The organism is Microcoleus sp. A2-C3 (assembly GCF_036706065.1).
Taxonomy (GTDB): Bacteria; Cyanobacteriota; Cyanobacteriia; order Cyanobacteriales; family Microcoleaceae; genus Microcoleus.
Window position 1 is genome coordinate 84,613 of the sequence record NZ_JAUBVX010000007.1, and the last position, 19,176, is coordinate 103,788.

The window sequence follows — 19,176 nt, forward strand, 5'->3', positions numbered from 1 at the left end:
CTCGTCATTATAGTCGGAACTGAGGGCTCCGGCAAACAATGTATCAATAATTACGAAGTTACCGCAAAAATGCTTCACACAAGCGGAAAATACCCTGATTTTAAAGTAACCGCTATCTTACTGAAACTCGCTAGCGATCTCGATTGTCGCTAGCTTTTCCCCGCTCCTGAATCCCCTCAAACAGGCTCAATTGATACCTAACCAAAGCACAGGGGATTTAAGCCCCCACCTTTAGGTGGATTATTTTTAGGCAGGGGCTTAAATCCCCTGCCTAAAAACTTCGCTGTCAACTGTCAACTGTCAACTGTCAACTGTTAAGGTTGTTCCCCCAAGGGATGGAGGGCTAGCAGGATTTTTTGCAGGACTCAGACAGCGGGCTGGTCATACTTTTGAGTTAGTTGTTGATACCAATCTGAGATTGAGTACGGGAAGATGTTGTCTATTTCGCTGCTTTAACTTCTAGTACGCCATTGTTGGTGGGGCTAAAAGTTACTTGGAATTCAGCCGTTTTTTGAGCGTCTGCTGTGGCACCGGTAGGAATTTGCAAAACTGGCAGAGGAGTTTCTTTCACGAAATCTTTAGCTGCTTTATTTGTGGGATCGAATTGTAGGATATCGCCGTTTTGTTTCACTTTGACCCGATAAGTCAAACTTTCGGTAAATGTCGGAGTTGTCTTCCAATTATCGTTAATTTGTGCATACAACTGCTGTCCGATCGCATCGAGTTCGGCTTGGTCAGAAATCCCTGATGTGGCACTGGTTGCTGCCTTGGGATCTGCGACAGCAGTTGCTGCAATCGGTGCAGGGCTTTCAGTAGCAATCGGTGCAGGACTTACTGCAACAGGTGCAGGGCTTCCAGTAGCAATCGGTGCAGGGCTTCCAGTAGCAATCGGTGCAGGACTTACTGGAACAGGTGCAGGACTTACTGGAACAGGTGCAGGAATTGCTGCAATCGGTGCAGGGCTGGGGGGAGAACTCACAACCGCCACCGGTGGTGCAGTTTCTGCTAGTTTCGCTTGCTTGAGTTGGCTGGAAACAGCAGATACATTGACGGCAGCTAAAGTCGCCATTGCTACCAACCACGAAACTGCCAGGATACCGCCTTTGATCGGCGAGGCTTCTAGGGGCTGTGCAGCATGAGGCACAAAGGATACAGGTGGCATCTGTCTGTCAGCAACCGCACGCTTTTTGCTAGCAGGTAATGGTAGCATGACTGCTGATGTGTCTGACTCCGTTGTATCCTCTTCGTGGTGGGCGTAGCGAGAGAATAGGAACTCTAAAGCAAAGTTGCGCAGTTCGTAGTATTTCGGGTCTTCCATAATCCGCGTGCGGTTGCGGGGACGGCTGAAGGGAATGTGCACATCTTCGCCGATCGAAGCAGCCGGGCCGTTGGTCATCATCACGATACGATCGGCTAAAAACAAAGCTTCATCAATATCGTGAGTAATCATTACGATCGTAATTTTGTACTCGCGCCAAATTTTCAGCAATTCTTCCTGCAACTCTTCCCGCGTAATCGGGTCTAGAGCTCCGAAAGGTTCGTCCAAAATCAACAGTTTGGGGCGAGTTGCTAGGGCGCGGGCGATCGCAACTCTTTGTTTCATCCCCCCGGACAATTGGCCTGGTCTTTTGTTGCAAGCTTCGGTGAGCCCCACTAATTCCAAGTGATCCTGGACGATCTTATTCTGTTCGTCTGCGGACTTGTCTGCGTAGACAGTTTCAACGCCGAGGTGGATGTTTTCAGTAGCAGTCAGCCACGGTAGCAGCGAGTAGTTTTGAAACACCACCATGCGATCGGGGCCTGGTTCAGTAATCTGTGCACCTGCGAGAGCAACTTCTCCGCTTGTCGGCCCGTTGAATCCGGCGATCATGTTCAGCAAAGTTGATTTGCCGCAGCCGGAGTGACCGATCAAACAAATAAATTCGCCTTCATTAATCGTCAGGTTTACACCGTCGAGAATCACGAAAGGGTTTTCGGGTTCTTTAAGGTTTGGGTAGACTTTCGATACATCTTTAATAGTCAAAAAGCCTGGTTTGTCCGTTTGAATTTTCGTTGTTTGGGGCGTTTTGAGAGTTTGCATATTTTCAGGAGTGAGATTTTGGCTTGGGGGATTAGACATGAGAAATTAGGATTGAGAATTTTGAATTATGGTGTTAGAAAGTAGGAAATGTGGAGTAGTGCTTCCTGATTAATTGCTCCTCATTCCCTCTTCCTATTTTCTGGTTATGCAGGTGTTTTAATGGAACACTGACTGCCTATTTGTTCAATTAAAATTTCTTCAATGCGGACGTTACGCTTGATTTTGACATTCTGAAGATAGTCGATCGGGTCATCGGCATTAAAGACAGTGCCGTCAAATAGCTCGATCGTCCGACGAACTCTGGAAATATCCGGTAAACCCAACTCGCGCACTGCTTGACCGAAGACATCGGGCCGCAAAACTCGATCGACCACTTCCACCCAGTTTTTCGGGAACGGAATCAGTCCCCAGCGGGCCATCTGCGCCATCACCCACACCATTTCTAGGCGGTCTGGACAATTGGTTTGGTCAACGTAAAACTGGTTGAAATTGTAGAGCATTTCAGGTTCTGCCTCCGTACCGGAGTTGTAGGGGTCGAGGAACCCCGGACGGATGTCTTTTGGATCTGCGCCGATGTATTGTTCTTGGCAAATCAATTGTAGAATTTCTTCGCGGTTACGGCGATCGTCGCAGTAGTCGCAGGCTTCCAAAAGCGCTTTGACGAGGGCGAGGTGGGTTTGAGGATATTTCTGAGCCCAATCTTCGCTAACGCCGAGAACTTTTTCGATGTGTCCGGGCAGAATATCGAGGGAACGGGCCATGACAAAACCGGTACCGTCATTGACTGCTTTGGAGTTCCAGGGGTCGCCCGCGCAGTAGCCGTCAATGTTGCCTGCTTTTAAATTCGATACCATCTGCGGGGGCGGAATCATGGTCAAGGCCACATCTATGTCGGGGTCAATACCGCCGGAGGCCAGCCAGTAGCGGAACAGCAGATTGTGCATGGAGGCGGAGTGTACCATGCCCAAGGTATGTACCGTGTCGGGGGTGTTGGCGATCGCAGCTTTGAAATCCTCTAATGTCCGAATGCCTTGTTTGTAAAGGTTTTTGCCGAAGATAATCGAGTTGCCGTTGCGGGACAGGGTTAAGGCGCTGTTGACTGGCACCGGTTCCTCTCCGTCCATACCTAACAGCATGGCGATCGGCATTCCTGCGACCATTTGCGCGGCGTCCAGCCGTCCTTGGGCGATGCCTTTGGCAATTTCTTTCCAACTAGGTTCGCGGCTCAGAGTGACTTCTTCTAAACCGTGGGCTTTGAAGAATCCTTTTTCTTTGGCTACGACTAAGGGCGCGCAGTCGGTGAGGGGAATAAAGCCGATGTCGAGGTTGACTTTTTCTAGGCCGTTGCGGGCGATCACCACGGCTGGGGCTTGTTGTTTGGCCCGGCGCTGTTTCACCCGTTTTTGCTGGTTGAGGAAGTAAACCATTTCGTTACGCAGCGCGTAGTAACTCGGATGGTTGACAACTTCCATCCGCTTGCGAGGGCGGGGAATATTCACTTCGAGAATTTGCCCGATTTGTGCTTCCGGGCCGTTGGTGAGCATGACAATGCGATCGCTCAACAACAAAGCTTCATCCACGTCGTGAGTTACCATCACGCTGGTGACTTTGCTTTCCTCGCAAATGTTCATCAACTGGTCTTGCAAACCGCCGCGAGTTAAAGCATCAAGAGCACCGAAGGGTTCGTCTAGCAGCAGCAATTTTGGGCGAATTGCCAACGCGCGGGCGATCGCAACTCGTTGTTTCATCCCCCCAGAAATTTCGCCCGGACGTTTATTGGCTGCTGCCCCAAGTCCGACCAATTTAATATGGTATTCGATTACCAACTCGCGATCTTCTTGAGAGTTACCACTGTAAATTTCATCTACTGCTAGAGCAATATTTTCGCGGACTGTCAGCCAAGGTAGCAGCGAGTAATTTTGAAACACCACCATTCTGTCCGGGCCTGGATCGCGAACTTCACGCCCTTCTAAAGTAATCCCGCCCTGACTTGCTGTGTCGAGTCCAGCGATGATATTTAGCAGTGTGGATTTGCCGCAGCCAGAGTGTCCGATTAAGGTGATGAATTCTCCCTTTTTAATTTTAAGTTCGATATTTTTTAGAGCGATGTACTGCTCGCCATTGGGCAAGTTAAATACGCGATCGACGTGATCTACTTCAACAAGTATTGACATGGCTATTTTAGGTTAGTTTGTAATTTGTAAATTAAGTCACTGTAGGCTGTAGGGTACTGCGCACCTTACCTGGTTCGTAGGGTGCGCACTGCGCACCTTACTTTGTACTGTAAACTGTAAACCCAATCCTATTTCTGTTCTTCGGGAACCACTTTGGAAGCGATGAAACCAACGATTCTGTCTAAAATCAAACCTACAATTCCTACATAAAGCACTGCCAGAATCACGTGGCTGAGTCGAGAACTGTTGTAAGCGTCCCAGATGAAGAAGCCGATGCCAACGCCGCCGACTAACATTTCCGCAGCTATGATCGCCAGCCAAGACAAACCGATACCAATTCTCAAGCCTGTGAAGATGTAAGGAACTGAAGACGGTAGCAGGATTTTCCAGAAATATTTTTGGTTGGGGAGGCGCAAGACGCGGGCGACGTTTCGGTAGTCTTGGGGTATTTGTTGGACGCCTACTGTGGTGTTAATCAGAATCGGCCAAATTGCTGTAATCAAGATTACGAAAAGCGCCGAAACTTCGTTAGCTTTCATCCCCATACTTTCAAAGGGATTGAACTGTTGAAATACGGCCAGGGCAATGGGCAACCAAGCTAGCGGCGGAATAGTTCTAAATACTTGAAACAGCGGGTCTAAAGCATTGTACATTAAAGAGTTTGTGCCGATCAATATCCCTAAACTTATGCCGAGAATTGCTGATAAAGTAAAGCCGATCGCCACCCGCTGCAAGCTGGCCGCCAGTTGCCAAAATAAGCCTTTGTCAATCCCACCATTGTCGAAGAATGGATTGGTAATTAAAGTCCAGCTTTCTTGGACAACTTTAATCGGGCCGGGCAAGGAGGAACCATCACCGTGGCAAAGGATTTGCCAGATTGTGAGCAAAATTGCGATCGCGACTAAAGGTGGAATGATTTTTTTGCGATTTTTTTGCACCAAATCCAGAACGAAATTTACCGGATTTTTGCTTTTAGAAACAGAGAGGTTGGTTGCCATTTTTCTATTTACTGTGAGGAATTAGCAGTGAATTGATAATTGCTTGTAGATGCTTTTACCTAGTGAGTTGAAATTTAAGATTTGATATCTTCACTCCTGGACGCATTTAGTATCAAAGCAACCGGGTTTTTACCTATTTTCCGGGCTACAACAAACAATATTCGTAAAAAACCCGGTTTCTGACCAGTGCGTAACTCCTGATTTAGAACACTTTTCTAGTTTCAAGGATAGTTATAAATCCGAAATTTCCCACCTTAAATCTCAATCAATTTACTAGCTAATGGTTGATTTTATGCTATCAACCATTAGCACCGAGTCTGCTGCTTATGCTTTTTTGATTGCCAGACTCTTCAGATATTCTTCTGGTTTGTCTGGGTCAAATTTTATGCCATCAAAGAAGGTTTCGATACCGCGAGAAGTCGTAGCTGGAATTTGGGCTGCGGGAACACCAATTGCTGTGGCTGCTGCTTTCCAAATATCCTCGCGGTTAACTTTATCGACGGTTGCTTTGATGTCGGTATTAGCCGGGATATAACCCCAGCGAATATTTTCAGTGATGAACCAAGCATCGTGGCTCTTGTAGGGATAGGAAGCATTGTCAGCCCAGAATTTCATTGCCACTGGACTAGCAGCTTCAACGCGACCCGTACCGTAGTCAATTTCACCTTTAGAACGAGCGACAATATCGGCTACTGGAACTTTTAACCATCTATCTTTACCGATGATTTCACACATTTCTTGTTTGTTTTCTGGCTTGTCGCACCACTGCTGGGATTCCAGTACGGCCATTGTAATTGCTTTAGCAGCTTTGGGATTTTTGGCTACCCAATCTGCTCTTAAAGTTAAAGCTTTTTCTGGGTGATCTTTCCAAAGTTCTCCAGTGATTAAGGCGCTGTATCCTACTTTTTGAGCAATTAGTTGAGCATTCCAAGGTTCGCCTACGCAAAAGGCTTCCATGCTGCCGGATTTCATGTTAGCTACCATTTGGGGCGGCGGTACGGGAATCACGGAAACATCTGTATCTGGATTGATGCCGCCGGCTGCTAGCCAATACCGTATCCACAAATCGTGGGTGCCTCCGGGAAATGTCATAGCAATCGGAACTTTCTGATTGGCGAGGGCTGCTTTAAAAGGTTTGCTGTCTGTACCTATTTTTAAGTCTAGGTATTTTTTGCCGAGGGAAATACCTTGACCGTTAGTATTTAACCGCGCCAGAATGTTCATCGGCACTGGCTGATTGCCTTTGGTAATTGTGCCTAATGTCATCTGGTGAGCCATCGGGGATAAAAGGTGCGCGCCGTCAATGCCGCCTTTGTCGGAACCGAGTTCTAAGTTGTCGCGCGTTACTGGCCAAGATGCTTGTTTGCTGATTTGCACGTCTTTCATGCCGTATTTGGCAAAGTAGCCTTTTTCTAGGGCGATGATTAAGGGTGCTGCGTCGGTGAGGGCGATGAATCCGAGTTTGGCTGCGGTAACTTCGGGGGCGTCGGCGGGGTTGATGTTGACTGCTGGGGCGGCGGTGGGTGAGGTTCCGCTGGGAGTTGCGTTAGATGTGGTGGAACCGGAACTGCAACCGTGGACGAGAAGGGTGCCGGCGGCTGTGGCTCCGGCGGTGATGATGAATTTTCTTCTAGAAAGGTTGCTCATTTGTCTTGAATTATTGTTGTTGTACTTTGAGATGAAATTCTGAGATTAGGCGTCGATCGACACTTTGCCGATCGCCCGCCCGCTGCAAGCTAAGATAAACCCTGGTTCTATGTCGCTCAGCGCGTCCAGTTTGCCATCGTAGGCGACATTGCCTTCTAGGAGTTGCTGCTTGCAAGTGCCACAACTTCCCGATCGACAATTGCTGTCGAGTTCGATTCCGGCCCGTTCGGCAACGTCGAGAATAAACTCATCTTCGCTACAAGCAACTGTTTTGCCCGATCGAGCGAAAATGACAGTAGATGTCTGAGGTTTGGTCGCGAAAGCCGTTTCATCCCTCTCAACCGTCAGTTGCAGTTGCCGATTCAGGGAAGCGACATCGCTTGGAGATTGATTGGGAACAGCCCCAAACTTATCGATTAACAGTTGATGCAGCACCGGTTTCAGGTCTTCGCAAGGAATGCTTTTTTGGACGCAAGTACCCAAATGAGCGTCTTTGCCAACTGTGCCTCCCATGTAGATGTCCACACCTTCGAGGGTTTTACCGTTCTTGCGAACTTTTGTACCCATCAAACCGATGTCAGCTACCTGGGGTTGAGCGCAGGAATTGGGGCAACCCGTCCAGTGAATTCTGACCGGTTTGGGAACGGAGAGCTCGGCTTCCAGTTCCCGAATCATTGCCACGGCGCGGGTTTTGGTTTCGATGAGGGCGAAGTTGCAAAAATTCGATCCGGTGCAGGAAACTAAGGCTCTCGTCAGGGGTGCGGGGTCGATCGAGAAACGCTGTAATAACGGTTCTTTGAGTAGCGACTCAATCCGCGAGTCGGGAACATTGGGAACAATCACGTTTTCTTCGACGGTGAGCCTGAGTTCGCCGCTGCCGTAAACTTCAGCGATTCTGGCCAAATCGTACAAATCCGCTGCTTGCAGGCGTCCGACGGGAACGTGCAAACCTACATAGTTGAGCCCTGATTGTTTTTGGGGGTAGACACCGATGTGATCGCGTTTGTCCCAGATGATTTCATCTTTGAGGGCGGCGACGGACAAACTGCGGCCTACTTCTTTTTCGACTTCGGCGCGGAATTGTTCAATACCGAGTTCGTCAATCAGCCACATCAAGCGGGATTTTTGGCGGTTTGCTCTTGGGCCTCGATCGCGAAATACAGTTAATATAGCTCTGCACAAATCCACAACATCGCTGGGACTAGCCCAGACGTTGAGAGGAATTGCTGCTGCGCAGCGTTTGGCGGAGAAGAAACCACCGACTAAAACGTTAAAGCCGATGTTGCCGTCTTGGTAAGCGGGTACGAAGGCGATGTCGTTGATTTCCGCGTGCACTGAGTTATCGCGGCAACCTGCGATCGCAATATTAAACTTTCTCGGCAAATTAGAAAACTCTGGGTTGCCTTCGCCGCTGTTGGTAATCATGTCTTGGACTTGGTTCGCCAATTCCCACGTATCTATCAGTTCGTCGGCGTCCAAGCCTGCGACTGGGGAACCAGTAATATTACGTACATTGTCCATGCCAGACTGAATGCTGGTCATGCCAGCTTCTTTGAGGCGGCGAAAGATGTCGGGCACATCTTCGATGCGAATGCCGCGCAGTTGCAGGTTTTGTCTGGTGGTGATGTCGGCGCTGCCGTCGGAGCCGTAGCGTTGTAAGATGTCTCCTAGGGTTCTAGTTTGATTGCTGGTGATGACGCCGTTGGGCAAGCGCAGACGCATCATGAATTTGCCCGGAGTTACTGGCCGAAAGAAGATGCCGAGCCATTTGAGGCGGTGCTCGCGATCAATCTCGTCCATTGCTTCCCAGCCGATTTGGGCGAAGTGGTCGAGTTCGGCTTTGACTGCTAAGCCATCTTTTTCGGCTTTGAGTTTTTCAAATTTGTTCTGGCTGGTTTTGGGTTCTACTGTTTGGGTCATTGGTTTACCCTCGCTGCTGGCTTGTTCGGGGGAGGTATTGACTTGGAGCATAAAGTGTGTTTCCTGCTAACCTTAGTGAGTGTATTGATTTAAAACTGTATATTTAGTTACTTGATGGAATTTCTTTTAAGCATGGTTGGTTTTCTGTATACTTGAGCTTTTCTGGGCGCTGCCTCGATTGCGGCCAAACTATGTATGGTTATAGTTGCTACCGATGGTTCGATCGCTGCGTTTCGATTCACCTTTGTTATGAACGAATGTAAAGCGCACCACAGTAAATATTCGTAGCTATTTTTACAAAATATTGAATTTTATGAAGTTTTTGCATAGACGCTATGCGTTTTATACATCTGTCATGGGGCATGGGGCATGGGGCATGGGGAATAGGGCATCGGGCATGGGGCATGGGGCATTTTTGACTATTGACAACTGACAACTGACAACTGACAACTGACAACTGACTTCCATCCGTTACATCCGTTACATAATCCGTTGCCGAACTTCCTTTGGCTGCTATAAAATTATTTTTGTGACGACGATCGCAGACTTGAAACGAAACTCGTCACACAATTAGAGTGGCGGCTGTCACACAGTTTGGCTCAAAACATCACCTTTTCTGCATATCCAGCGTCACTCTTGATTTTTGGAGAACGAGAGATGATATAAGTATCGAATTCAGAGAACGTCTCATGTTTTTAGTTCAACTTATCCCCGGCGCTATCTCCGAAATACTTGCCTCTGTTACCGATACAGGCAGTTTGACTTTAGCCGATCGCTACGGTTTGATGGCCGCTGTTTTGGACGACTCTCTCGACGAGCAAGACAGGCATTCGCTCAACCGCCTGCTGCGCTCCGTGCTCAAGGGAAAAGTCAAGATCGTCAACGAACTGTCGGCGATATATTAAGAGCATTGAAAAATTTGATTGATTTTTGCAGCGCTTCAATTGCAAAAACTACCGCCTGAGTTAGAATTAACCCGCGATGCCTGCTGTGATATATTGCAGAAATTTGCTTGACTGTTTTCAAAACCTGATCTATCCTCGTCGTCTGGACTTTTTGTGATTTTCCAATTATTTAATTTTGCGAGATTGTTTCACTTCCTTTTACCGTGAATTAATTTTAATTTACTATTTGTTTACTGATTAGTTTTTTTTTACAGATCTAGTTGAAATTACGTAATTGCCAGAAAAAATCTTTACCAAAACTTTAACAAATTCTGCCGGAATCTATGATTTACTAAAAATTAAAAATAGTCGATCGACAGACTTGATTTTTTAACACTCATTCATCAGGGAACTTTCTATGAATTCCACTACTAAAAAGAGCATTCACTGGACTTGCTCAGCGGCTGTTTTCTGTGCAATTATCGCACTACACCCACAACAGGCTACAGCAGCAACCCTATCTAACGGCTGGAATTATGCGATCGACTCCTTCACCGACGGCGTGTCAGGGCCCCAAATCGGAGGCGGCGAGTTTGAATTTTACGGCATCGCCGTCAAAGAAACATCAGATACAGCTTTCATCGCCATCAACTCCAATCTAAGTTTAGCGGGATATGCAGACAGCGCCGCTCTCCGAGGCAACATCAACTACGGCGATTTATTCTTCAATTTTTCCGGTCAAAACTTCAACACAGCAAATGCCAATGGCAGCTTATTTGCCGTGCGCTTTGCCGACGGAAATGACTCAGGCGTGGCGACAACAGGTGTTTACAGCAATGTTACCGCTAAAAACGTCACCCAAACCAACTCCGGCTTTACCAATTTAAATCAATACAACACCGTAGTTGCATCTAACGGCGGAACCCCATCAATGGGTGATTTAGCTGCGACTGACCCCTATTTTCAACAAACAGGAAATTGGACAGTTCTCAACTCAATTGGTTCTGGAACAAAAGTTGGAGAAATCTCTGCTTTAACTTCCGCAACTTTGAGCGCAATGGGTCTAAATTTTGGGCAGTTCAATGCAGTAGGTTCTCAAACAATCGGATTCAGTTTTAATAAATCCTCAATGCCTTCTGGTAGCTATATTGCTAATTTTTTTGCTGAGTGCGCTAACGATGCGATCGCCATTAAAGGAGAATTTGAGCCTGTACCCGAACCTTCTACTTGGTTTGGTACTTTAGTAGGATTGGGCTTTTTAGGTATGGGTGCGGCGAAACGTAAAATTAAGCCCAAGATTGCTTGAGGCTCTTGCAACATTCTGAAGAACCAGCAAGATGCCGGTTCCACAAAAACTCAATATTCTGGTGGAATGGGCATCTTGCCCGTTCCTAAACACAAACACTAAATCTTCTGGTGGAATGGGCATCTTGCCCGTTCCTAAACACAAACACTAAATCTTCTAAATCTTCTGGTGGAACTGGCAAAATGCCAGTTCCTAAAAACCCTTAGCGCACCTAACAACCTTATCGTGAGATAAAATGCGCCCAAACATTCCCATCTGGCCCAGCAACTTGATTGACGTAACTGTAGGGATACATCAACTTTCTGCCCTCAGTATCGCTGTAGCCGGTGAGTGCATCTCCCCAAGGATCTTGCACGATATAACCATCAGAATTGTAACCAATTAAAGTGATAATGTGACCGGCAGCAGTAAAATCTCCCGCTAAAACTATCGGCCGCCGATTCAACAATTCCGATCGCACATCCGCCCATTTGCGAGTCGTACTAAAACTCGTCTTAAACCCGTAAGCTTGAATCAGCGCCGTCAGCACGTTGTGATCGGTTTGAGAACCAACGCCTGCATAGTCGAAACACCACTGCAATAACTCATCCTCCAACTGTCCGCCCCACTTAGAACGAACGCCATAATAATACAGCACCATCGCGATCGCAGTTACGTTGCAAGTAGACCAGTCAAAACGCGGATTGTCCCGCTGCGAAAAATACGGCACGTTCAATTCCACATTATTCGGAACCGGATCGAAAATTTTATCTCCCCGCTTGAACTGAACAAAACTCGGAAAAACATAACCTGTATTGCCAAAATTTTGCAGTTCTTCAGTCAGGGAAATTTTTAGGTGATTTTGTTCCAAACCGTAGCTTTCCACGCCGTAAACTCGACCTAAAGGCAGTGTAGTTCTCTCGGTAGCGGTCAGCTTAGCAGCATCTACCGGGCGTTTTTTAAACACAGTTGGTTGCAGCATTGTCATCGTCAAAGCATCGGGGTCAAAGGGAACTTCTTTGCCGTTTTTCTTGATTTTAACGTGCTGCCAATAGATAAATCCGATGTTGCCAAAACCGGGAATAGATTCGGCGAGAGTTACTCGGAAATGCCCCAAAATGCAGGCATAACCAGTAATGGCATAGGTACTGCCTAAAATGAGCTCAGCAACTTGATTGGCAGGGAGTTTCGATGAATCTTGTGGTTTACCTTTAATCAGAGTTGTTTGAGTTACCAATAGTTGAGCGTTCCCGTTGCTATTCGGTACGTCTGCCAGGTCAAATTTCAGGACTTTTGTACCTTTGGCAAGCTGAACGTCTGGTTCGTAAAAATAGCCAAAAGTGCCCACTGGAGAAATTTCCGAATCCAGAACCACCTTGAGATGCCCGTCAATAAATCCGTATTTGCTAATCGTCAAAGTCTTACCTGCTTTGACAAGAACTTTTTGCTGATTGTTGAGCCGGGAAGAATCAACCGGAGCTACCTTAAACAAAGTGTCAGAAACTATCTTTAAGCTCAAACCTTTTCCGACAGTCAGCGGATCGGAACTTACGGTAATATAAATTATTTGGCTGCCGGTAACGTTGCCTTTGCTGTCAGTTGCCCGCAATCTCAGCCAGCGAGCTCCCGGTACGCTAAATCCTTTAGGCAAATTCACTTGCCAAGTGCCTGCTTTTTGGTTTAGTGTTACGGTTAACGGCAGTTTATCCTCAGCTATTACCTCAATTTTTGCTGCTTCTTGTTTGTCAAAAGTACCTGAAAGTGCGATCGCCTGATTGACCAAAACTTCCGTCGGGCCTTGATAAGTTAAATTGGGCGCTGGATTGAAAGATTTGCCACCGCGACTGAATTGTACGAAATCGGGAAAAACAAAACCCGTATTCCCAAAGGGTGGTAAATTTTCAGTAAGTGAGACTTTAACGTGACCTTGTTCTATAGAGAATCCCGAAACTCCGTAAATCATTCCCGCCGGCAAAGTAACCTTTTCTGGAGGTTGCAGACTTGCCGCAGCCACAGGTCGCTTTTTAAACACAGTAGTTTTGACAACAGTCATGGTAACTGCATTTTTGTCAAACGAAATTCCCCTGCCGTCTTGCAATATTTGGACGTGTTGCGAGTACAGAAATCCCGAATTTCCGAAGTTGGGAATCGGGCGATCTAATGTGACTCTAAAATGATTTTCTACGCAAGCGTATCCGAGAATATTGAAAGTTTCTCCCTGGTTAAACCGTACTTTCTGAGTTGGGGCTAAAGTAGCAGAATCTGCGGGGTTACGCTTTAACCAGGTTTTTTTGTTTACCCACAGCAACTGCATTCCAGGTGCTGGGGCCGGTAGTTGAGTGCGATCGAAGATCAGGATTTTTGCACCTTTCGTGACGACTACGTGCTTTTCGTAGAAAAAACCAGATTTTCCCACCGGAGAAATTGGATTATTTAGTTGAACTTCTAGGTGTCCGTCTTCTAACTCGTAGTCGGTAATTTGATAAGTTGTTCCGGCTGGTATGTCCGCTTTTTGCGTATCGTTAAGATTGCTAGTCGGCACTGTTCCGGCTTTGAATCTGGTAAATTGGAGAGTAATTAACGTAAAAGATTCATCGGGTGTATTAGAAGCAGGATTAACTTTGATGTTAATTGTTTGTTCGCCGATAACTTTGCCTGTTTTATCAGTAGCCTTCATCTGCACCGTGCGAGTTCCGGCGCGATCGAATCCTTTATCTAAACTGATGTTCCAAATACCTGTCGATAAATTTATCCCTGTCTTCAGGGCATTTGAGCCTTCTGCTGCCGAAATCGCCGCCACTTGATTTTTGTCAAAACTGCCAACTAAGACAGCGCCTCGATTGGCCTCAACTTCTTGTGGGCCTAAGTAATTCAAAATAATTTTACTGCTTGTCATTATCTATTCGCCTACCTACTTAATTATTCAGCTACAGCAAGGATAACTTCTCATTTTATCAAACACAATGACTTGATCCCGGACAAAACCGCTCCGAGACTGAATTTAGGGGCGATTAAGGCATTTTAAAGCATGAATTTTTAATTGTTGGCGGGATTATTCCAGAAATCTAATTGTAGGGCGCGCATTGCGCATCTTACCCGAATATACCGCTGATCGAGCAGATTTGTGGCGCAAGTCTTGAGGAAAAAAATTTGGTTTGAGCAGGGTATTACCCCCTGTACCTTTGACCCATCACTAGGTTGGGACTTAGGAAAAAAAACCGGTTTCTACGAGAATATTGCGTGTAGCAACAAGGTATCTTGACAGAAACCGGGTTTTTAGCCGTTTGGTGCGTTTAGGGGTGTTAGTGCGATCGGCTAAACTTCGGCTAAACTATGGTGACAAGAATATCTTGAGCGTGAGAGTCAACTTTCAGATTATCTCCTTCATAAACCTGAATAATTTTGCCAGTACCATCGATCGCAAAAGTAACGCGCTTAGAGTAATCACCTTTCTCAACATCGTAAGCTTTGGTAATTGCGCCATCAACATCTGCTAATAGCTGGAAAGGCAAACCGTACTTCTCCGTGAACTTTTGGTGCGATTCTTCATTATCGCGGCTGACACCGAGAACTACGATATCTTTGCCCTTGTAATCTTCATAGGCTGCTTTGAAGCTTTGGGCTTCTCTGGTGCAGCCGGGGGTGTCATCTTTGGGGTAGAAATACAAGATTACGGTTTTACCGGTGAAGTCGGAGAGGGAGACTGTTTTGCCGTTTGTGTCTTTGGCGGTGAATTGAGGAGCCGCGCACCCTACTGGTAATGTCATAGTTTTGTTTCTCTTGCGATGGATAAAGATATTTTAGTTGATTTTGGGCTGTTGTTGTCAATTTCTTAAATACGAGATTCGGGATTGAGTGCAGAAAATGAAAAATCTGCCTTGGGGAATAGTTTTTATTGGTGATTCTATGCCTTAATTTTGGGAAGATTGTGTGTTAAATTATGGGGGTGTAATCCGAGTTTTTTGGCGCAATTAAAACTTAATAAATAAAGTAAAATATGAGAGCTTTTTACACTGTTGTTATCCGCAAAAGTGCCGATGATTGGGTGACGCTGTGTTTGGAGAATGAATTAGTGGGACAAGGAAATACTCCCGAACAATCCATCGATAAGCTCAAACAGGCGATCGAGTCATTTTCCGAAGTTTATGAAGCTGAATTAGATATTCATCTAAGCCCACTTGCTCTTAATGAATTGCACGAATTTCTGACTTTAGAAGATGCGGAAGCTTCAAACACTTATGAACTAAGAAAAGTTTATGCCTAAAATTATTCCTGTGCAACTTACTATAAATACTTGTTGGCAATGCAGAAAAAGGCTAGCGTAAAATGCCTTTTACAAGCAAAATCGTCTCATTTGTCCTAAAATAGAATAGACATCCTACATTAATTCTCTACCATGTCGATCGCAGTAATTCAAGAACACATCGAAATCACCCCTGGAGTCTGTGGGGGAAAACCCCGTATCGCCGGACATCGCATCCGAGTTCAGGATATTGTTGTTTGGCACGAACAAATGGGAATGTCACCAGACGAAATTTTGTATCACTATCCCAGCATTACTTTATCTGATATCTATGCAGCTTTAGCTTATTATCACGATCGTCGAGATGAAATCCGCTCTGCAATCGAAGCAGATGCAGAATTTGCCCGCCAATTAAAAGCTCAAACCCCATCGCTATTGCAACAAAAATTAAAAAATCGTCAGCATGGCTAAGATAAAATTTCATCTCGACGAAAATATAACTCTTGCCATAGCGAATGGATTGCGAAGACGTGGAATTGATATCACCACGACACCAGAAGAAGGAATGATCGGGCAATCCGACGAACAACAATTAGCATTTTCCCTGTCTCAAGAGCGAGTAATTTTCACCCAAGATACGGATTTTTTAAGACTGCATTATGCAGGTTTGTCTCACGCGGGTATTGTTTACTGTCCGCAAACCAGTAAATCGATTGGGGAAATTTTGCAAGGGTTAGTATTAATTTGGGAGATACTGAATGCTGAAGAAATGAACAATTATTTGGAGTATTTGTAAAAACAGGCGATCGGCACTTGCAGCATGAGTATTAATCTGACCGTAGTTGCGAATCTGTTGAACTGCTGTGAAAATATTGGTAGGTTTTTTTCCAGTTCAATTTGACTATAAATCTGTAAGAATAAAAAATATACTACCTATTCAGAGCCAAATCAATGACTTTTATCCCATCCGAAGCGTTTAAATCTATTAGTTATCCCAGCCGCACCGTAAAAAGAGCCGATCGCGCGATCCGGTGTGCCCCTTTTCAATTACACTTCTTCCAGACCATCCGCGATAACAGCGTTTTCCTCAGTGCGATCGCCTCCAATGGAGGTGTCGAAAGTGGCTACACCCGATCGCCCGTATCAGAACTCGTAGCCGAAAACTCCCTGCTGTGGCTGATTCAAGTCGGCGTTTTGCGGCGCGAAGTAGATGGACAAGGAATTACCGACAGTTTTCGCCTCACGCCGCTTGGCCGCCAACTTGTGGAAAAATGGGAACAGCAAGGAAATAGCTTACCAACTGCTTCATTGTGCGATCGCATGGGAAATACCATTAGCCGGGGGTTCGGACTATTTTCATAACGAAATACAGTTCAGATCAGAGCGTTAAGGCGGTAAGGTGCGCACTGCGCACCTACATAATTAGATTTTAATAAGGGTTGAAGTCCTCACTACTAACGTCAATTTCTCTCCCCGAATTTTCACGCAATTAGCGCTGATTCAAAAAGCGCGTCGCCATCGACATGGCGTCAGTAATATCTACGTCGCCGTCTCCATCTCCATCTAAAAACGCATTCAAAACGGGATTTCCGCCCTGGGCTGGATTTTGGGCGTTGCCGCCGGTTTGCAGCAAATTGAGCACGATCGGCACTAAAACAGGTATCATCGCTTGCACTGTAGCGTTATTCAAACCGGTTCTTTGGGCGATATCAGCCACTATTTGCGTCAGTTGGCCACCTCCGAACAAACTCTGTACCGCTTGTGGATTGGGATTTGTGCCGCTAAATTGGTTGACAACTTCTTGGGCTTGTGCCTCTCCAGATTGCGATCGCACGTCTTGTAAGGCCGATCGCACGTATCCACCCAAAACCGACATCGCTAGCTGAGTCGTACCCGCATCAACGCCCTGGCTACCGCTCAGTTGCTCTACTGCACCGAGAATGTTGCCCAACTGATTGGGACTTGCTTGTTGGTTCGGATTGTCGATCGCGCTTAAAATTTGGTCAAATAGTCCCATAATTTTCGCTCCTTGCTGTAATTGCTCCAGTCTAGATTAACCGATTACCCATTACCAATTACCAATTCTCAACCTCAAATTTCAAATCCCCATAATATATTCTAATGTTTGATCGGCAGGGCGATCGCAAATTCCGTCCCCATTCCCATCTCTGACCAACAGTTAATCGTCCCACCGTGTTTTTTGACGATAATTTCGCGGCCGATTGCCAATCCCAAACCAGTACCTACACCTCTCGGTTTAGTCGTAAAGAATGTTTCAAACATTTTTTCTTGACTGGCCACAGGTATTCCCGTACCGTTATCGGCAATTCGCACTACCACTGAGTCATCGTCCAAGTATTCTGTAGTAATCACAATCTTCCGCAAAAAACTCGGTGCTTCCTGTTTGATCGACTCCAAATCGGATTGTTTTTTGTCCTCCTCAGAGCTGATTATCTCAATTTTTGCTTTTTCTTCCACAGCATCTATTGCATTGTTCAGAACGTTCACAAATACCTGGTAAAGCAAACCCATATAGCCTTCAACAGTCGGAATATCGCCGTAATTACGCACCACTTCAATGCCCTGTTTGATTCGGCTGTTGAGAATCAGCAAACTGCTTTCTATGCAGGCGTGCAAATCGACCGGATGAGGTGCGGCATCGTCGAGTCGAGAAAAATCTTTCAAACTTAAGATAATAGCTTTGGCTCTTTCAGCGCCGACTTGCATTGAGTCAAATATTTTCATCAAATCTTCTTTGAGAAAATCGATGTCTATTTCTTCTGCTTTTTCGTTGACTGCGGAAGGCGGATTTGGGATTTCTGTTTCGTAAGTTTTGAGCAAATCTAAAACATCTTCCACGTAATTTTTCGCGGGAGCGATGTTGGCATAGATAAAATTGATTGGGTTGTTAACTTCGTGAGCCACACCGGCTAACATCCGCCCCAAACTTGCCATTTTTTCATTTTGAAATATTTGGCTTTCTTGTTCAGATTTTAATTGTTTTAGCAAGTGATTTACTTTCAGAATCAGTTGATTTAGCGAAGTTGCTAATACTCCCACTTCATCGGTGCTGGTCACTGGTGCTTGCAACTGAAAATTAGACTCTTGGGTCACTCGCTGAGCGATTTTAGTTACAGCGGTGAGGGGTTTGGCGATCGCCCGACTGGTGAAGCTCGCCAGTAGTGCTGCAACGACGATCGACAGTGCCATGCTACCAAAAATGATTTGCACCCGCAGCGTCTGCGCTCGCAGCAGGGCCTCCCGCGCTGCATCCTCTTGCTCTTGGGCGCGATCGATAATTGCTCCTAAATCATTAGTCGTCTTCTCTAATTTTAATCCAATTTTATCTCGCTCGAAATTCAACAACAACTTGCTTTTAACACTTTTTTGAGCTAGCGAATGTGGCAGTTTACTGATTTGAGCGTTAACTGTTTCTAGCTGCTGAATGTAATTTAACAGAAGCCGATCGTAACTTTTTATAAAAGCCTGTAAACCTGCTGCCTGTTCCATCTTTTTCTGATTTTTAACTTCAGATAGCGACAACTTCAAACTGTAGATATTCTTTTGTAGCTGTTGGTATTTGCTGTCAAAAATTTCGGGCTGTTCTATCCCGTAAATCAATCGCTGTTGGCTGTTTTGCGTCCGCAGTAAAGCCACCTGCAACTTATTTAAAAGCTGACTTTCTCGATCGATGTCTACTTGATTGTTAGTTCTGCGATAGTAATGATTCCCCGCCAGCATTCCGACAGTCGTGCCCCCAATCGCCACACAAAGAGCCAGTGCGTAGCCACGGCAGATTTTGTCGCTAATACTCAGGTTGCCGAAGGAGCGGGCTATTTGAGCAAAATAATTGGGATTTGGGGGCTGGATCTCTTTGATGTTATACTCGAAAGAGGTAGGGAGTTCTTGTGAAGCCTGATTATTATGATGTTTGAGCTGCATAGA

15 protein-coding genes are annotated in these 19,176 nt (G+C 45.9%); 6 read left to right on the top strand and 9 right to left on the bottom strand.

Translation table 11 applies throughout. The features are described 5' to 3' along the window. Nucleotides 1-439 precede the first annotated feature (439 nt). The 5 genes from QUB66_RS06320 to QUB66_RS06345 all read right to left on the bottom strand — a co-directional run bounded on the left by QUB66_RS06320 (nucleotide 440) and on the right by QUB66_RS06345 (nucleotide 8,870). The gene (locus tag QUB66_RS06320) at nucleotides 440-2,119 is read right to left on the bottom strand and encodes a nitrate ABC transporter ATP-binding protein (RefSeq protein ID WP_332966818.1); all 1,680 of its coding nucleotides are present in this window, start codon (nucleotides 2,117-2,119) and stop codon (nucleotides 440-442) included. A gap of 104 nt (nucleotides 2,120-2,223) precedes the next feature. Then, on the bottom strand, nucleotides 2,224-4,254 hold the full coding sequence (locus QUB66_RS06325) for an ABC transporter ATP-binding/substrate-binding protein (RefSeq protein ID WP_265233466.1): 2,031 nt from the start codon (nucleotides 4,252-4,254) through the stop codon (nucleotides 2,224-2,226). A gap of 128 nt (nucleotides 4,255-4,382) precedes the next feature. After that, complete coding sequence (gene ntrB / locus QUB66_RS06330; protein WP_332966817.1) at nucleotides 4,383-5,252, bottom strand: nitrate ABC transporter permease; 870 nt, start codon at nucleotides 5,250-5,252, stop codon at nucleotides 4,383-4,385. A gap of 324 nt (nucleotides 5,253-5,576) precedes the next feature. Beyond that, the gene (locus QUB66_RS06335; RefSeq protein ID WP_265233464.1) at nucleotides 5,577-6,899 is read right to left on the bottom strand and encodes a CmpA/NrtA family ABC transporter substrate-binding protein; all 1,323 of its coding nucleotides are present in this window, start codon (nucleotides 6,897-6,899) and stop codon (nucleotides 5,577-5,579) included. Between the two features lie 45 nt (nucleotides 6,900-6,944). Further along, complete coding sequence (locus tag QUB66_RS06345) at nucleotides 6,945-8,870, bottom strand: ferredoxin--nitrite reductase (protein WP_442923295.1); 1,926 nt, start codon at nucleotides 8,868-8,870, stop codon at nucleotides 6,945-6,947. Nucleotides 8,871-9,508: 638 nt separating this feature from the next. Here QUB66_RS06345 and QUB66_RS06350 point away from each other — a divergent pair. Next, nucleotides 9,509-9,724: a hypothetical protein gene (locus QUB66_RS06350; RefSeq protein WP_265233463.1), complete on the top strand. Its 216-nt coding sequence runs from the start codon at nucleotides 9,509-9,511 to the stop codon at nucleotides 9,722-9,724. A 397-nt stretch (nucleotides 9,725-10,121) separates the two neighbouring features. Then, nucleotides 10,122-11,009: a PEP-CTERM sorting domain-containing protein gene (locus tag QUB66_RS06355; protein ID WP_332966816.1), complete on the top strand. Its 888-nt coding sequence runs from the start codon at nucleotides 10,122-10,124 to the stop codon at nucleotides 11,007-11,009. Between the two features lie 220 nt (nucleotides 11,010-11,229). Here the strand turns inward: QUB66_RS06355 and QUB66_RS06360 are convergent, their stop codons facing one another. Both QUB66_RS06360 and QUB66_RS06365 read right to left on the bottom strand, forming a co-directional pair. After that, the gene (locus QUB66_RS06360; RefSeq protein WP_332966815.1) at nucleotides 11,230-13,884 is read right to left on the bottom strand and encodes a C39 family peptidase; all 2,655 of its coding nucleotides are present in this window, start codon (nucleotides 13,882-13,884) and stop codon (nucleotides 11,230-11,232) included. A gap of 430 nt (nucleotides 13,885-14,314) precedes the next feature. After that, entirely contained in the window at nucleotides 14,315-14,755 is a 441-nt protein-coding gene (locus QUB66_RS06365) for a peroxiredoxin (protein WP_265233460.1), read from the bottom strand. A 230-nt stretch (nucleotides 14,756-14,985) separates the two neighbouring features. Between QUB66_RS06365 and QUB66_RS06370 the strand changes: the two genes are divergently transcribed. The 4 genes from QUB66_RS06370 to QUB66_RS06385 all read left to right on the top strand — a co-directional run bounded on the left by QUB66_RS06370 (nucleotide 14,986) and on the right by QUB66_RS06385 (nucleotide 16,593). Beyond that, nucleotides 14,986-15,252, top strand: a complete 267-nt coding sequence (locus QUB66_RS06370; RefSeq protein WP_265233459.1) for a hypothetical protein — start codon at nucleotides 14,986-14,988, stop codon at nucleotides 15,250-15,252. Between the two features lie 132 nt (nucleotides 15,253-15,384). Then, a complete protein-coding gene (locus QUB66_RS06375) occupies nucleotides 15,385-15,702 on the top strand; it encodes a DUF433 domain-containing protein (protein WP_265233458.1) in 318 nt (105 codons plus the stop codon). Further along, on the top strand, nucleotides 15,695-16,027 hold the full coding sequence (locus tag QUB66_RS06380) for a DUF5615 family PIN-like protein (RefSeq protein WP_332966814.1): 333 nt from the start codon (nucleotides 15,695-15,697) through the stop codon (nucleotides 16,025-16,027). Before QUB66_RS06375 ends, QUB66_RS06380 begins: the two co-directional genes overlap by 8 nt. A gap of 155 nt (nucleotides 16,028-16,182) precedes the next feature. Continuing rightward, the gene (locus QUB66_RS06385) at nucleotides 16,183-16,593 is read left to right on the top strand and encodes an Npun_F0494 family protein (RefSeq protein ID WP_332966813.1); all 411 of its coding nucleotides are present in this window, start codon (nucleotides 16,183-16,185) and stop codon (nucleotides 16,591-16,593) included. A gap of 127 nt (nucleotides 16,594-16,720) precedes the next feature. Here QUB66_RS06385 and QUB66_RS06390 read toward each other — a convergent pair whose 3' ends face one another. Continuing rightward, the gene (locus QUB66_RS06390; RefSeq protein ID WP_332966812.1) at nucleotides 16,721-17,248 is read right to left on the bottom strand and encodes a hypothetical protein; all 528 of its coding nucleotides are present in this window, start codon (nucleotides 17,246-17,248) and stop codon (nucleotides 16,721-16,723) included. A gap of 101 nt (nucleotides 17,249-17,349) precedes the next feature. Next, nucleotides 17,350-19,173: a sensor histidine kinase gene (locus tag QUB66_RS06395; RefSeq protein ID WP_332966811.1), complete on the bottom strand. Its 1,824-nt coding sequence runs from the start codon at nucleotides 19,171-19,173 to the stop codon at nucleotides 17,350-17,352. Nucleotides 19,174-19,176: the final 3 nt, after the last annotated feature.